Annotated in this window: 16 protein-coding genes; 10 read left to right on the top strand and 6 right to left on the bottom strand. The window is 51.2% G+C overall.

From position 1 onward, the window contains the following. The first annotated feature begins 2 nt into the window (after positions 1–2). The 8 genes from rlmH (at position 3) to lipA (ending at position 8,288) form a co-directional block, all read left to right on the top strand. Entirely contained in the window at positions 3–470 is a 468-nt protein-coding gene (gene rlmH / locus OGV94_RS16630) for a 23S rRNA (pseudouridine(1915)-N(3))-methyltransferase RlmH (RefSeq protein ID WP_003022725.1), read from the top strand. A 30-nt stretch (positions 471–500) separates the two neighbouring features. Further along, positions 501–2,402, top strand: a complete 1,902-nt coding sequence (gene mrdA / locus OGV94_RS16625) for a peptidoglycan DD-transpeptidase MrdA (RefSeq protein WP_043015570.1) — start codon at positions 501–503, stop codon at positions 2,400–2,402. 2 nt (positions 2,403–2,404) lie between these two features. Then, positions 2,405–3,517, top strand: a complete 1,113-nt coding sequence (gene mrdB / locus OGV94_RS16620; protein ID WP_006685529.1) for a peptidoglycan glycosyltransferase MrdB — start codon at positions 2,405–2,407, stop codon at positions 3,515–3,517. Between the two features lie 10 nt (positions 3,518–3,527). Next, positions 3,528–4,637 carry an endolytic peptidoglycan transglycosylase RlpA gene (gene rlpA, locus OGV94_RS16615; protein ID WP_043015569.1) on the top strand — a complete coding sequence of 370 codons (1,110 nt, stop codon included), beginning with the start codon at positions 3,528–3,530 and terminating at the stop codon, positions 4,635–4,637. Between the two features lie 142 nt (positions 4,638–4,779). Continuing rightward, positions 4,780–5,991: a D-alanyl-D-alanine carboxypeptidase DacA gene (gene dacA / locus OGV94_RS16610; protein WP_003022711.1), complete on the top strand. Its 1,212-nt coding sequence runs from the start codon at positions 4,780–4,782 to the stop codon at positions 5,989–5,991. A gap of 106 nt (positions 5,992–6,097) precedes the next feature. Further along, positions 6,098–6,361 (top strand): DUF493 family protein YbeD, encoded by a 264-nt coding sequence (ybeD, locus tag OGV94_RS16605; RefSeq protein WP_003022706.1) that lies wholly within the window; start codon positions 6,098–6,100, stop codon positions 6,359–6,361. Between the two features lie 113 nt (positions 6,362–6,474). Next, on the top strand, positions 6,475–7,116 hold the full coding sequence (lipB, locus tag OGV94_RS16600) for a lipoyl(octanoyl) transferase LipB (protein WP_080625562.1): 642 nt from the start codon (positions 6,475–6,477) through the stop codon (positions 7,114–7,116). A gap of 206 nt (positions 7,117–7,322) precedes the next feature. Continuing rightward, a complete protein-coding gene (gene lipA, locus OGV94_RS16595) occupies positions 7,323–8,288 on the top strand; it encodes a lipoyl synthase (protein ID WP_003022702.1) in 966 nt (321 codons plus the stop codon). Positions 8,289–8,386: 98 nt separating this feature from the next. Here the strand turns inward: lipA and tatE are convergent, their stop codons facing one another. Together tatE and OGV94_RS16585 are read right to left on the bottom strand one after the other, a co-directional pair. Further along, positions 8,387–8,590 carry a twin-arginine translocase subunit TatE gene (gene tatE, locus OGV94_RS16590; protein ID WP_075145002.1) on the bottom strand — a complete coding sequence of 68 codons (204 nt, stop codon included), beginning with the start codon at positions 8,588–8,590 and terminating at the stop codon, positions 8,387–8,389. A gap of 128 nt (positions 8,591–8,718) precedes the next feature. Beyond that, positions 8,719–9,507 (bottom strand): deaminated glutathione amidase, encoded by a 789-nt coding sequence (locus tag OGV94_RS16585; RefSeq protein ID WP_043015567.1) that lies wholly within the window; start codon positions 9,505–9,507, stop codon positions 8,719–8,721. A 90-nt stretch (positions 9,508–9,597) separates the two neighbouring features. Between OGV94_RS16585 and crcB the strand changes: the two genes are divergently transcribed. After that, on the top strand, positions 9,598–9,981 hold the full coding sequence (gene crcB, locus OGV94_RS16580; protein ID WP_043015566.1) for a fluoride efflux transporter CrcB: 384 nt from the start codon (positions 9,598–9,600) through the stop codon (positions 9,979–9,981). A 51-nt stretch (positions 9,982–10,032) separates the two neighbouring features. On the opposite strand, the gene cspE is transcribed toward crcB, so the two are convergent. Together cspE and pagP are read right to left on the bottom strand one after the other, a co-directional pair. Continuing rightward, positions 10,033–10,242: a transcription antiterminator/RNA stability regulator CspE gene (gene cspE, locus OGV94_RS16575; RefSeq protein ID WP_000034825.1), complete on the bottom strand. Its 210-nt coding sequence runs from the start codon at positions 10,240–10,242 to the stop codon at positions 10,033–10,035. A gap of 189 nt (positions 10,243–10,431) precedes the next feature. Beyond that, entirely contained in the window at positions 10,432–10,995 is a 564-nt protein-coding gene (gene pagP, locus OGV94_RS16570; RefSeq protein WP_043015565.1) for a lipid IV(A) palmitoyltransferase PagP, read from the bottom strand. 461 nt (positions 10,996–11,456) lie between these two features. Here pagP and dcuC point away from each other — a divergent pair, with 461 nt between their 5' ends. After that, complete coding sequence (gene dcuC / locus OGV94_RS16565; protein ID WP_043015564.1) at positions 11,457–12,842, top strand: anaerobic C4-dicarboxylate transporter DcuC; 1,386 nt, start codon at positions 11,457–11,459, stop codon at positions 12,840–12,842. 112 nt (positions 12,843–12,954) lie between these two features. Here the strand turns inward: dcuC and dpiA are convergent, their stop codons facing one another. Both dpiA and dpiB read right to left on the bottom strand, forming a co-directional pair. Then, the gene (dpiA, locus tag OGV94_RS16560) at positions 12,955–13,635 is read right to left on the bottom strand and encodes a two-component response regulator DpiA (protein ID WP_003831279.1); all 681 of its coding nucleotides are present in this window, start codon (positions 13,633–13,635) and stop codon (positions 12,955–12,957) included. Next, complete coding sequence (dpiB, locus tag OGV94_RS16555) at positions 13,604–15,265, bottom strand: sensor histidine kinase DpiB (protein WP_286523807.1); 1,662 nt, start codon at positions 15,263–15,265, stop codon at positions 13,604–13,606. Before dpiB ends, dpiA begins: the two co-directional genes overlap by 32 nt. Positions 15,266–15,306: the final 41 nt, after the last annotated feature.

The raw sequence follows: 15,306 nt of genomic DNA, 5'->3' as shown, positions 1-15,306 counted from the left end.
GCGTGAAGCTGCAACTTGTCGCTGTGGGAACGAAAATGCCTGACTGGGTGCAAACCGGATTTACCGAGTATCTGCGTCGGTTTCCGAAAGATATGCCCTTTGAGCTGATCGAAATCCCGGCAGGAAAACGCGGCAAGAACGCGGACATTAAACGCATTCTCGACAAAGAGGGTGAGCAGATGCTGGCCGCAGCCGGCAAAAACCGCATCGTCACCCTTGATATCCCCGGGAAACCCTGGGATACGCCGCAGCTGGCGACCGAACTGGAGCGCTGGAAACTGGACGGCCGCGACGTCAGCCTGTTGATTGGCGGGCCAGAAGGGCTCTCTCCCGCCTGTAAAGCGGCAGCGGAACAAAGCTGGTCACTCTCTGCGTTAACCCTTCCTCACCCTCTTGTTCGGGTTCTGGTAGCGGAGAGTCTGTACAGGGCGTGGAGCATTACCACCAACCATCCTTATCACCGTGAGTGATCATTGATTCTTGAGTAGATTAAGCAGCGGATGAAACTACAGAATTCTTTTCGCGACTATTCGGCTGAGTCCGCGCTGTTTGTGCGCCGGGCGCTGGTCGCTTTTTTGGGGATTTTGCTGCTCACCGGCGTGCTGATCGCCAACCTTTATAATCTGCAAATCGTTCGCTTTACTGATTATCAGACTCGCTCGAACGAAAACCGTATCAAACTGGTCCCTATCGCGCCAAGTCGCGGCATCATTTATGACCGCAACGGCATTCCGCTCGCCCTTAACCGCACCATTTATCAGATAGAAATGATGCCGGAAAAGGTCGACAACATTCAGGATACGCTCGACGCGCTGCGTAACGTCGTAGACCTGACGGACGATGATATTGCCGCCTTTAAAAAAGAGCGCGCCCGTTCACACCGTTTCACCTCTATTCCGGTAAAAACCAACCTGACTGAAGTTCAGGTCGCACGGTTTGCCGTTAATCAATATCGCTTTCCGGGCGTCGAAGTTAAAGGCTATAAACGTCGCTATTACCCCTACGGCTCTGCGCTAACCCACGTGATTGGCTACGTATCGAAGATCAACGATAAAGACGTGGACCGCCTGGACAAAGACGGCAAGCTGGCTAACTACGCGGCGACGCACGACATCGGCAAGCTGGGTATTGAACGTTATTACGAAGACGTCCTTCACGGCCAGACCGGTTATGAAGAAGTTGAAGTGAACAACCGCGGCCGCGTCATTCGCCAGCTGAAAGAAGTGGCCCCGCAGGCCGGGCACGATATCTATCTCACTCTGGATTTGAAACTCCAGCAGTACATTGAAACGCTACTGGCGGGCAGTCGTGCCGCCGTGGTGGTTACCGATCCGCGTACCGGTGGCGTTCTGGCGCTGGTATCCATGCCGAGCTACGACCCGAACCTGTTTGTGGATGGCATCTCCAGCAAAGATTACTCCGGGTTGCTGAATGACCCGAATACCCCATTAGTTAACCGCGCCACGCAGGGCGTTTACCCCCCTGCTTCGACGGTAAAACCTTACGTCGCTGTTTCTGCGTTAAGCGCAGGCGTCATTACCCGCAACACCGGCCTGTTCGATCCGGGCTGGTGGCAGCTACCGGGCTCTGAGAAACGTTACCGCGACTGGAAAAAGTGGGGGCACGGTCATCTGAACATCACCCGTTCTCTGGAAGAGTCCGCAGATACGTTTTTCTATCAAATCGCCTATGATATGGGGATAGACCGGCTTTCAGAGTGGATGAGCAAGTTTGGCTACGGCCAATACACGGGTATCGATCTTGCCGAAGAACGTTCCGGCAATATGCCAACCCGCGAGTGGAAGCAAAAACGGTTTAAAAAACCATGGTACCAGGGTGATACCATTCCGGTCGGCATCGGTCAGGGTTACTGGACTGCAACCCCTATCCAGATGAGTAAAGCGCTGATGATCCTTATCAACGACGGTTTGGTAAAAGTCCCGCATCTGCTGATGAGTACGGCAGAAGACGGCAAGCAGGTGCCGTGGGTACAGCCGCACGAACCGCCCGTTGGCGATATTCATTCCGGTTATTGGGAAATCGCGAAAGACGGTATGTATGGTGTCGCGAACCGCCCTAACGGGACTGCGCACAAGTATTTTGCTGGCGCGCCTTACAAAATTGCGGCGAAATCCGGTACCGCACAGGTCTTTGGCCTGAAAGCCAATGAAACCTATAACGCACATAAGATCGCCGAGCGTTTACGTGACCACAAGCTGATGACGGCCTTCGCCCCCTATGATAAACCCCAGGTCGCTGTCGCCATGATCCTTGAAAACGGCGGTGCGGGTCCGGCGGTGGGCACTATTATGCGCCAAATCCTTGACCACATTATGTTAGGCGACAACAACACCAATCTGCCTGCAGAAAACCCCGCGGTTGCAGCAGCGGAGGACCAATAATCGTGACGGATAATCCGAACAAAAAAACATTCTGGGACAAAATCCACATCGATCCCACCATGTTACTGATTTTGCTGGCTCTGCTGGTCTACAGCTCACTGGTCATCTGGAGCGCCAGCGGCCAGGATATTGGCATGATGGAGCGCAAGGTCGGCCAAATCGCAATGGGTCTGGTCATCATGGTCGTGATGGCGCAAATTCCGCCCCGGGTTTATGAGGGGTGGGCACCCTATCTCTATATATTCTGCATTATTCTGTTGGTGGCGGTAGACGCCTTCGGCGCCATTTCCAAAGGCGCGCAGCGCTGGCTGGATTTAGGTATTGTGCGTTTTCAGCCCTCAGAAATCGCCAAAATCGCCGTGCCACTGATGGTCGCGCGCTTTATTAACCGAGACGTTTGCCCGCCATCGCTAAAAAATACCGCCATTGCGCTGGTGCTGATTTTTATGCCCACGCTGCTGGTCGCAGCCCAGCCTGACCTCGGCACCTCAATTCTGGTTGCCCTTTCAGGTCTGTTTGTCCTGTTCCTTTCTGGTTTGAGCTGGCGCTTAATCGGCGTTGCGGTGGTTCTGGTCGCAGCGTTTATTCCGATACTGTGGTTCTTCCTGATGCATGATTATCAGCGTCAACGCGTCATGATGCTGCTCGACCCGGAAACCGACCCGCTGGGCGCGGGCTACCACATCATTCAGTCAAAAATTGCTATTGGCTCTGGCGGGCTACGCGGCAAGGGCTGGCTGCATGGTACGCAGTCGCAGCTTGAGTTTTTACCGGAGCGCCACACGGACTTTATCTTCGCAGTCCTGGCGGAAGAACTGGGTCTGGTGGGGATATTGATTCTGCTGACGCTGTACATTTTGCTGATTATGCGCGGATTATGGATCGCTGCTCGCGCGCAAACCACCTTTGGTCGCGTCATGGCGGGTGGCTTAATGTTGATATTATTCGTTTATGTCTTCGTAAATATTGGTATGGTGAGCGGTATTCTGCCCGTGGTTGGGGTTCCACTCCCACTGGTCAGTTACGGAGGCTCGGCACTTATCGTGCTGATGGCCGGGTTCGGGATTGTTATGTCGATCCACACCCATAGAAAAATGTTGTCGAAAAGCGTGTAAGGGGTACGCAATGCGTAAGCAGTGGCTTGGTATCTGCATCGCAGCAGGAATGCTCGCGGCGTGTTCGAGTGATGATGGACAGCAACAGGTTGCTGTCGCGCCGCAGCCTGCGGTGTGTAATGGTCCGATTGTTGAAATCAGCGGGGCCGATCCGCGCTTTGAACCCCTGAACCCAACGGCGAATCAGGACTACCAGCGTGATGGTAAAAGCTACAAAATCGTCCAGGATCCCTCCCGCTTTAGTCAGGCCGGGCTCGCCGCTATTTATGATGCGGAACCCGGAAGCAACTTAACCGCGTCTGGCGAAGCGTTCGACCCGATGCAACTGACCGCTGCGCATCCGACGTTGCCAGTCCCAAGCTATGCCAGAATTACCAACCTGGCAAACGGCAGGATGATCGTCGTACGCATTAACGATCGCGGCCCTTATGGCAACGATCGCGTGATTTCACTTTCGCGTGCCGCTGCCGATCGTCTGAACACCTCCAACAACACCAAAGTACGTATCGATCCGATCATCGTCGCCCAGGATGGTTCCTTGTCGGGGCCGGGAATGGCTTGTACTACGGTCGCGAAACAAACTTATGCCCTGCCGGCACGTCCAGATTTAAGCGGTGGCGGCAATATGGGAAGCATGCCTTCGCCATCGGATGCAGGTCAGCCGCAAGGTGATATTCGTCCAATCAGCAATTCCACGCTGAAAAGCGATGATCCAACCGGCGCGCCAGTCAACAGCGGTGGATTCCTCGGCGCGCCGACCACGCTCGCAGCAGGTGTGCTGGAAGGCAGCGAGCCGACCCCGGCGCCACAACCGACTACCACCGCACCGGTATCGTCAACCGCGCCGGCAGCGACACCAGCAGCCGTCGCTGCACCTGCTCCAGCGGCAACCGCTAACGGACGCTACGTGGTGCAGGTTGGCGCTGTCAGCGAGCAGTCGCGCGCACAGCAGTATCAAAAGCGTTTAAGCCAGCAGTTTGGCGTCCCTGGCCGGGTAGTACAAAACGGCGCAGTCTGGCGTATCCAGATGGGGCCGTTCGCCAGCAAAACTGAAGCTTCCGCATTGCAGCAGCGTCTTCAATCCGAGGCGCAATTACAGTCCTTCATCACCGGCGTGTAATAACGTAAATCAGGTATCTGAACTGTCAGTTTCTGTAAATGACATTAACAAAGTCACGCGGAAAGTCAGATGCCTGCCAGTTATGCATTTGCTATAGTAGGGCACTTTTTTTAATTTCATCACGGACGTCGTAGTTCAGACCATGAAGACCACTTTTTCCGCTCGTTTCGTGCAGCGTATGGCGCTCACCGCGGCTCTCTGCGCAGCCTCTCTCTCTGCTGCCCATGCCGATGACCTGAATATTAAAACCATGATCCCGGGCGTTCCGCAGATCGATGCGGAGTCGTATATCCTGATTGATTACAATTCAGGTAAGGTTCTCGCAGAACAGAACGCCGATACTCGCCGCGATCCCGCCAGCCTGACCAAAATGATGACCAGCTACGTCATCGGCCAGGCGATGAAAGCCGGGAAATTCAAAGAAACCGATCTGGTTACCGTCGGTAATGACGCATGGGCTACGGGCAACCCGGTCTTCAAAGGTTCATCGCTGATGTTCCTTAAGCCAGGCATGCAGGTTCCTGTTTCTCAGCTGATCCGTGGCATTAACCTGCAATCCGGAAACGACGCGTGCGTGGCGATGGCGGACTTCGCCGCCGGTAGCCAGGATGCTTTCGTCGGACTGATGAACAGCTATGTGAATGCGCTGGGCCTGAAAAACACCCACTTCCAGACCGTCCATGGTCTTGATGCTGACGGCCAGTACAGCTCGGCTCGCGACATGGCGATGATTGGTCAGGCGCTAATTCGTGACGTGCCTAACGAATACTCTATCTATAAAGAAAAAGAGTTCACCTTTAACGGCATTCGTCAGCTAAACCGCAACGGCCTGCTGTGGGATAACAGCCTGAATGTCGACGGTATCAAAACCGGTCACACCGATAAGGCTGGCTATAACCTCGTTGCATCCGCAACTGAAGGCCAGATGCGTCTGATCTCCGCCGTCATGGGTGGTCGCACCTATAAAGGCCGCGAAACCGAAAGTAAAAAACTGCTGACCTGGGGCTTCCGTTTCTTCGAAACCGTCAACCCGCTGAAAGTAGGTAAAGAATTTGCCTCAGAACCGGCCTGGTTTGGTAACACCGATCGTGCGTCGTTAGGTGTTGATAAAGACGTCTATCTGACCATTCCACGCGGTCGCATGAAAGATCTGAAAGCAAGCTATGTGCTGAACACCACTGAACTGCACGCACCGCTGCAGAAAAATCAGGTTGTCGGTACTATCAACTTCCAGTTGGATGGCAAAACCATTGAGCAGCGCCCGCTGGTCGTGCTGCAGGAAATCCCTGAAGGCAACTTCTTTGGGAAAATCATTGATTACATTAAATTAATGTTCCATCACTGGTTTGGCTAAAAATCGAACACTTGAAAGTGTGATTTACGTCCCCATATACTAGGTATCCTGATAACTCCCACGCACTGTGGGAGTTATTATTTTTTGATGTAACGCCGGAGCTGACATGAAAACCAAACTTAACGAACTGCTTGAATTCCCTACTCCATTTACTTACAAAGTAATGGGGCAGGCGTTGCCTGAGCTGGTTGATCAGGTGGTTGAAGTGGTACAGCGCCATGCGCCAGGTGATTACTCTCCGACGGTAAAACCGAGCAGCAAAGGCAACTACCACTCGGTCTCTATCACCATCACTGCTACACACATTGAGCAGGTTGAAACGCTGTACGAAGAATTAGGTAACATCGATATCGTACGCATGGTGCTGTAAAAACCTGTCGGTTACCCGCTGCATCCCCGCTCGGGTAACCCCTCCCTCCTGTGATATACTTTTCCCCTCTTTAACATTCTCTACTCTGTGTGAGTATTTACGGAGATGCCGTTTTGTATCAGGATAAAATTCTGGTCCGCCAGCTCGGTCTTCAACCTTACGAGCCAGTCTCTCTGGCCATGCACGAATTTACCGATACCCGCGATGAAAACAGCCATGATGAAATCTGGCTGGTAGAGCATTATCCTGTCTTTACCCAGGGTCAGGCAGGTAAAGCAGAACACGTACTGATGCCCGGAGATATTCCGGTGATCCAGAGCGATCGTGGCGGCCAGGTGACCTACCACGGGCCGGGCCAGCAGGTCATGTATGTGCTGTTAAACCTGAAGCGTCGTAAACTTGGCGTTCGCGAACTGGTTACGCTGTTAGAGCAAACCGTCGTCAATACCCTGGCGGAAATCGGCATTGACGCTCACCCGCGAGCCGATGCGCCTGGCGTTTACGTTGGAGAGAAGAAAATCTGCTCTTTGGGGTTACGTATTCGTAAAGGATGTTCATTTCACGGCTTAGCGCTTAACGTGGATATGGACTTGTCGCCTTTCCTGCGTATCAATCCTTGTGGCTATGCCGGAATGGAGATGGCGAAGGTATCGCAGTGGGATAGCGCCGCCACGACTGAGAGCATTCGCCCACGCCTGCTGGCCAACATTCTGACGCTGTTAGGTAACCCACCGCACGAGTACATCGTGGACTGAAAATACGCTCATACTTTGCCACGGCATATGTTGTGGCAAATGGCACAAAACAACAACTATTTTACATTTTGCCAGCCTGTCAGGCTGCTTTCTGGCCCGTTTCAATGATATACTGCGTATCACTAATTCAAAAATAGTTGATAAATGCAACATTCCCTTGAATTGAAACGCTTTCCTTCGTAATTCGCAACTGGAACACGCAAGCTATGAGTAAACCCATTGTGATGGAACGCGGTGTTAAATACCGCGATGCCGATAAGATGGCTCTTATCCCGGTAAAAAATGTGGCAACAGAGCGTGAAGCCCTGCTGCGTAAACCGGAATGGATGAAAATAAAACTGCCAGCGGACTCCACTCGCATCCAGGGCATCAAAGCGGCAATGCGCAAAAATGGCCTGCACTCTGTCTGCGAAGAAGCTTCCTGCCCTAACCTGGCTGAATGTTTCAATCACGGCACTGCAACCTTTATGATCCTCGGCGCAATCTGTACCCGCCGTTGCCCATTCTGCGACGTTGCCCATGGCCGTCCGGTTGCTCCTGATGCTAACGAGCCGTTAAAACTGGCTCAGACAATTGCGGACATGGCGCTGCGCTATGTGGTCATTACCTCCGTTGACCGAGACGATCTGCGTGACGGCGGCGCCCAGCACTTTGCTGACTGCATCACCGCTATTCGTGAGAAAAGCCCGTCGATTAAAATCGAAACGCTGGTGCCTGACTTCCGTGGTCGTATGGATCGCGCGCTGGATATCCTCACCGCCACACCGCCGGACGTGTTTAACCACAACCTCGAAAACGTACCGCGTATTTATCGCAATGTACGCCCTGGGGCTGACTATAACTGGTCGCTGAAGCTTCTGGAACGTTTCAAGGAAGCACACCCGGAGATTCCGACCAAGTCGGGTCTGATGGTGGGTCTGGGCGAAACCAATGCTGAAATCATTGAGGTCATGCGCGACCTGCGCAGCCATGGCGTGACTATGCTGACGCTGGGGCAGTATTTACAGCCAAGCCGCCATCACCTGCCGGTGCAACGCTATGTAAGCCCGGATGAGTTCGATGAGATGAAAGCAGAAGCTATGGCTATGGGCTTTACCCATGCTGCGTGTGGTCCATTCGTTCGCTCTTCATACCATGCTGACATGCAGGCCAAAGGGCTGGAAGTGAAGTAATCGTGTAATAATCACTTACATATCAGCAATAAAAAAACCGGCAAATCGCCGGTTTTTTTTCATTCAGAGTTTGCAGTATGAGCATCATGCTCCTGACATTACTCTTTATGAGAAAGCTTCTCAGCCTGAACGCTACCATCAGCCTCTTTCTTGGCATCGGTATTATCGTCGTTCATCGCTTTCTTGAAGCCCTTGATTGCCGTCCCCAGGTCTCCACCCAGTGTACGTAACTTCTTGGTACCAAACAGCAGAACAACCAGTGCGGCAACCACCAGCAGTTTGGTAATACTAATCTCACCCATAGATACCTTCTTGACTTAAACCAGGCTGCATAAAGCGCCATATTAACCTGAGAATATTAACGGCCTTTCGACGCGCGCACACAATAGCAATCTGTAACAAGGTGAATCAAGCCTTGTTTAAAAAAACGTCATAATAATTGCGGTGGCGCAAAGCGTCGGTTACTTAATACCGGAAGTTGCGCCCTGACCTGCCTCACCCGCTCGCCGGAAACCTCGGCTATGATTAGCGCGGGCGTTTCTGCCGCTGCTGCAATGGTCACGCCTAAAGGATCGATAATCCGACTTTGGCCAATATTCTTGTTACCGCACTCTCCAGCTGCCACCAGATAACACGTGGCATCCAGCGCTCTTGCTGCCAAAAGTGTAGCCCAGTGATGCTCTTTTAACGATCCCCGCACCCAGGCCGCGGGTAAAACGAGGATTTCAGCCCCCTGCAGTGCGTGCGCCAGCGCCAGCTCGGGGAAGCGCAGGTCATAGCAGGTCATTAGCCCTACTTTTAATCCGTCTACGTCCAGCAGCGGCGCGATGGCGTCCCCTGCATCCACATTACGTGATTCCTGAATGGAAAAGGCGTCATAGAGATGTAATTTCGCGTAATGGGCCACAACCTGCCCTGCCCGTAATGCCACCAGCATGTTATAGGCACGACCAGGCACAGAGGGAACATGAATGGTCAGGATTGTTGTCATCTCATTTTGCGCACTTTCTCGCAACAAACGCGTCAGAAACCCACCTTCTAACAGTTGGGCTGATTTCACTGACATGTCAGGGTCAAAATCGTCACGCGCCAGCAATGCCTCCGGTAATACCAGTAGCGATGCTCCCTCGCCTGCTGCCTGAGACATCAGTAAGGCACAGGTTTCTGCATTTTTCTCCCATGAAGGACCCACGGCAAATTGCCCTGCAGCAACGAACATATTCCCTCCAGAAAACTTTGTTAAGCTCGCCAACAACGATTATTCAGCGTTACACTCACTCTCTATACAATCAAATAGCAGGATTACGCAGTGTTACAACTCCTTTTAGCGGTTTTTATTGGTGGTGGTACAGGTAGCGTAGCAAGATGGATGCTGAGCATGCGGTTTAACCCGCTGCATCAGGCCATTCCATTCGGTACGCTGGCTGCAAACTTAATTGGGGCATTTATCATTGGTATGGGCCTGGCATGGTTTAATCGCATGACAAACATTGACCCAATGTGGAAGGTACTGATTACCACTGGCTTTTGCGGGGGACTAACAACATTTTCCACTTTCTCTGCAGAAGTGGTGTTTTTGCTACAGGAAGGACGCTTTGGTTGGGCTATGGTGAATGTGCTGGTGAATCTATTGGGGTCATTCGCGATGACCGCCCTCGCATTCTGGCTGGTTTCTGCCTCGCCCGCACATTAGAGCGAAAAAAACCCGCAATTAAGCGGGTTTTGAATGCTTGCTGTCGTATGCTTACAGAGCGATTACGTTTGCAGCAGAAGGGCCTTTGGCACCGTTAGTGATTTCGAACTCTACACGCTGACCTTCAGCCAGAGTTTTAAAACCATTGGTCTGGATTGCAGAGAAGTGTACGAACACGTCTTTGCTGCCATCTTCCGGAGTAATGAAACCGAATCCTTTGGACTCATTAAACCACTTAACGTTACCTTTAATCTTAGACATCAAAATTACCTTTACATGAAAAATAGACACAAATGCTGTGTCGGGTATCAGTACAACAATTGTGGTGCACTTTGTCCAGTCGAACTTTATCAAAAAGTGATAAATGTCGCGTTATTTTTCAGTTAAACTTCATAACAATATGTTTTTAAAAGCATTTTTAATAAACCACCTGACAATACAGGTAGTCTATCAAAACTGGAAACGCATCCAGGCAAAGTAGACGTTGCCGTTGTTATACGTTCCTGGAATGTAGGTCATCTGAAACGTTGCCGGACCATAGCCAATTGATGCCAGCGGTAACAGCACGGGTACAGGAATGTAGTTCCAGTTATCACGCGCGGTAAAACCGGCGGTAAAACCGAGACCTGTATGGAAGTTTTCATCGGCCAGCGGCCGCCAGGTTTTTTCCCAGCCATAGCCGCCGATCGGTTCCCATTTATTGTAGGAATCCTTAAAGGCCATTATATAGAGCCCGTGCCAGTTACCTTTATCATCCCAACGGGATTGGCCAAATCCAGCCCCCCATGGGCGTTCATTGTAGCGATCCGTTTTGTCTTTATCGTAGGCAAAACGTGCATGCCAGGTAATAGCAGGTACATACAGATCATAATGTTCCGGCTGCTGCCAGGTCTCACTAACATTATCTTTAAAAGTAGCGAACCAGCCTTTGTCTTCAGCAGCACCCTGGGGAATGAAAGCTAACTGAATAAAAAGAAATGAAAAAATGAGAAAATATCGTTTAGCGACAATCACAACTTAATTACCATCCTGGGATTTATTATTAATTATAGCAAACCCAACCTTAATGTTAGCTTAACAAAAAAACGCAGATAAAAAATCAGAATATTCCTCAGCTTATAAATTTCAAGATAATTATCCCTTTATTTATTGAGTCATTTCATAGGAACAATTTTCTCTTTATTGCCAATAAATAGCTCTTCCCTCCAGAAAACGTCAAATAAGACAACAACAAAATAACAATTAATTATCAATATTACCACAAAACAGACACACCAACGCCGCGCTTCACAGTTTTTTATTGTGAGATTCTTTTTTAACCACGATGCTGAAAAAATGGCTTAGCCATCGCTTGAATCCGTATTTTTATTGATTTCAATCAGCAAGAGTTATCGTTTTATTAGGCACATTCTGTCACCACTTTTTACTTTTTTTAGTTTTTTTACTTTCTGGGCAGCAATGCGACAGGGGAAACAATGTTGACATTTATTGAACTCCTTATTGGAGTTGTGGTTATTGTGGGTGTAGCGCGCTACATCATTAAAGGTTATTCCGCGACAGGCGTACTGTTTGTTGGCGGTCTGGTTTTACTGATTATCAGTGCGCTGATGGGTCATAAAGTTTTGCCGTCCAGCGCAGCAACGACGGGCTATACTGCTACAGACATTGTTGAATATATTAAAATTTTGCTGATGAGCCGCGGTGGCGATCTCGGCATGATGATTATGATGCTGTGTGGTTTTGCCGCCTATATGACCCATATTGGCGCGAACGATATGGTAGTTAAGCTGGCCTCCAAACCGCTGCAATATATCAACTCACCTTATCTGTTGATGATTGCCGCCTATTTTGTCGCCTGCCTGATGTCGCTGGCAGTCTCGTCAGCTACCGGCCTGGGCGTATTGCTGATGGCAACGCTGTTCCCGGTGATGGTTAACGTTGGGATCAGCCGTGGCGCCGCGGCGGCCATTTGTGCCTCTCCCGCTGCAATCATCCTTTCTCCTACATCCGGTGATGTGGTGCTGGCTGCCAAAGCTGCGGAAATGCCGCTGATCGATTTCGCGTTTAAAACCACGCTGCCCATTTCCATTGCCGCCATCATTGCTATGGCGATTGCCCACTTTTTCTGGCAGCGTTATCTGGATAAAAAAGAGAACATTTCTCATGAAATGTTAGATGTGGCTGAAATCACCACTACCGCCCCTTCGTTTTACGCAATCCTGCCGTTTACCCCGATCGTTGGCGTCCTGATTTTCGATGGTAAATGGGGTCCACAGCTGCATATTATTACAATTCTGGTGCTGTGCATGCTCATCGCTGCGGTCCTGGAGTTCGTTCGCGGATTCAACACCCAGAAGGTTTTCTCTGGCCTGGAAGTCGCCTACCGTGGCATGGCGGATGCCTTTGCTAACGTGGTAATGCTGTTAGTCGCGGCGGGGGTTTTTGCCCAGGGTCTGAGCACAATCGGCTTTATCCAGAGTCTGATCTCTATCGCTACCTCGTTTGGCTCAGCAAGCATTATTCTGATGATGGTGCTGGTGATCCTGACGATGCTGGCAGCAATGACTACAGGCTCCGGTAACGCCCCGTTCTATGCCTTCGTTGAGATGATCCCTAAGCTGGCACATTCTTCCGGCATTAACCCGGCTTATCTTGTTATCCCGATGCTGCAGGCATCAAACCTTGGGCGCACAATCTCCCCGGTTTCCGGCGTGGTTGTGGCTGTCGCAGGCATGGCGAAGATTTCTCCGTTCGAAGTGGTGAAACGTACCTCGGTTCCGGTCCTAGTTGGACTACTGGTTGTGATTATCGCCACTGAAGTGATGGTACCGGGCTCTTCTTCGGCCGTCGTTGGCGGCTGACACTCAGCTAAATGTAGGCCGGATAAGGCGTTTACGCCGCATCCGGCATTTCAACCCGTTGCCGGATGGCGATGCTAAAGCATCTTATCCGGCCTACGTCAGAAATCAGCATTTAGCCGCCGTGATAAATACGCTGCGGCCTGCCTACCTTACCGTGAATAATCTCCGCAATAATCAAATGACGGCTGGCGCAGTATTCCAGGTAACGCCTGGAAGTTGTACGGCTGATAGTGAGCGCCTGAGCGATCGTTTCCGCAGTATGATGTACCGTCGGATCGGCAAATAATTTCAATACCGCATTCAGCGTTAAGGCGTCAATCCCGGTCGGCAAATCGCCCTTCGGCTCGCCGCGCGCGTAGGCATTGAACATTTCATCAATCTGCTTTTGACTGGCGCTGTCATTGCCTGCCAGCATGCGTCTGCGCTGTTGATACCGCGTAAGCGTCTGCCCCAACCGCTCGTAAGCGATAGGTTTGACCAGATAATCAAACGCGCCGCTGCGCACGGCCTCGGAGACCGTTTCCATGTCGCTGGCCGCCGTGGTAAACACCACGCCACCCGGATATCGCGCCTGGGTTAGCTCATGCAACAACGTAATTCCCTTGCCGTCCGGCAAGTAGTTGTCGAGCAGTATCAGACCGGGCTTAAAACGCTCAATCATCATCCTCGCCTGCGCAAGATTACCCGCCAGCCATATCTGGCTAAAGCCCGGTATATGGCGGATATATTCAGCATGCATTTCCGCCAGTAGCGTTTCATCCTCAACGATCAACAGCGTTAATGGTTCCGTCATTATTTTTTTTCACTTTCGGAAGAAATAAAGAAAATAAGGTGCCGCAAGGGGAGTTATCTTCGAGCGTAATCACCCCGTTACAGCGCCTCACATAACTTGCAATCAGATACAAACCGATGCCATGTTCACCGGGTTCATCGGTACGGGTGCTCACACCCTGCTCAAATATTTTTTCACGCAATGCTTCCGGTACACCGCATCCCTGATCGGCAACTTCGATGATCACGTCATCTCCTTCATCGCTTAAATAGAGCTCGACGACCTTGTTGCCTTGCTGGGTGCGCAAGCTCGCTTCAAATGCATTATCAAGCAGATTGCCAACAATTGCTGCAAACTCTGTGCTGTCCAGCCCCTCGGGAAGTTGATGCAGTTGGCTGCCTGGAACGATGGTCATGGTAAGGCCCAACTCCCGCGCGCGCTGCACCTTGCCAAATAACAGACCGGCTACCTGACGATCGGCAAACGCGCCGCGCAGGCTGTCAATCAGTTGCTGCTGTGCCTGTGACTCCCCCTGCACCATTGCCAGTACCCGATCATATTCTTTCATTTGCAGCAGGCCGTTAATGGTCGACATCCAGTTCAGGTGCTCATGACGCAGCGTCCTCAGGCTCTCTACATACTGTTTGATCTGCGTTAATTGCGCATTAAGGGTAGCAATTTCATCTTTACTACGAAAACTGATGATTGCCCCAAGCAGGTCATCGCCGGAGCGAATCGCCTCACGGTTAGCGATAACGCTCAGGCCATTAAAGTTCACCATCGCGTCCTGTCGTTGTTCCGCAATCTGCTGGATGAAAAAGTCAGCCGGCTGAACCACCTCACTCACCGGTTTTCCCAGCCACTTTCGCCCAGGCGAAGACAGCCCCAGCATTTTCCTCGCGCTGCGGTTTATGGCGGTGATATACCCATCAGGATCCACGGCGATCAATCCTTCATACACCGAGCTAAATAGCGCTTCCTGCTGACGCACCACCCGCGCGATTTGTTTGGGCTCCATCCCCAGCATCTGCCGTCGAATATGGGCGGCAAAAAACCAGGAGAGCAGCATAAGTACCAGCAACAGCAGGATAAACACGCCTGCCATTGGGAGTAAGAAGTCAGAGCGCCAGCTATCAATTTTACTGATCAGATAGCCAATTGAGACCACGCCAATGATTTTGCCATCGTCATCAAAGATGGGCGTTTTGGCACGCATCGCCATCCCGATTGACCCTTTGCCGGTAATAAAGTAACTCTCCCCTTTTTCCAGCGCGCCGGGTTTCGTGAACTGCATCGGGTAGCCAATTTTTTCCGGATTCGGATGATAAAGACGGATAGAGTGAGTATCTCCGATAACCACATAGTCGAAGTCTGTCCCGCTCTGCAGTTTATCGGCAATGGTCGCCAGACGCTTGTAATCACGATGCTTCACCGCCGTGATGATACTGTCGTTAGAGGCGATGATTTTGGCCTGATTCATCGCCATATCGCGGACATGCGTTGCCAGATAATCTTCAAAGCTGGCGGTGAAGTATTGTGCTAACGCGGCGATAATAAAAACAGAAACGACCAAAATAAGCAGAAAGATACGCAGTGGAAACGCCAGACTGCGAAAAAAAGGAAACCGTGTTTTATTTTTCTGCTTTGCCATATTTCTTCCTCAGCGACGTTATCCGAAACTTATTTTTTATT

It is taken from the genome of Citrobacter sp. Ce006 (genome assembly GCF_030336535.1).
In the GTDB taxonomy this organism is placed as follows: Bacteria; Pseudomonadota; Gammaproteobacteria; order Enterobacterales; family Enterobacteriaceae; genus Citrobacter; species Citrobacter europaeus.
This window is presented reverse-complemented; position numbering and strand designations above follow the sequence as displayed.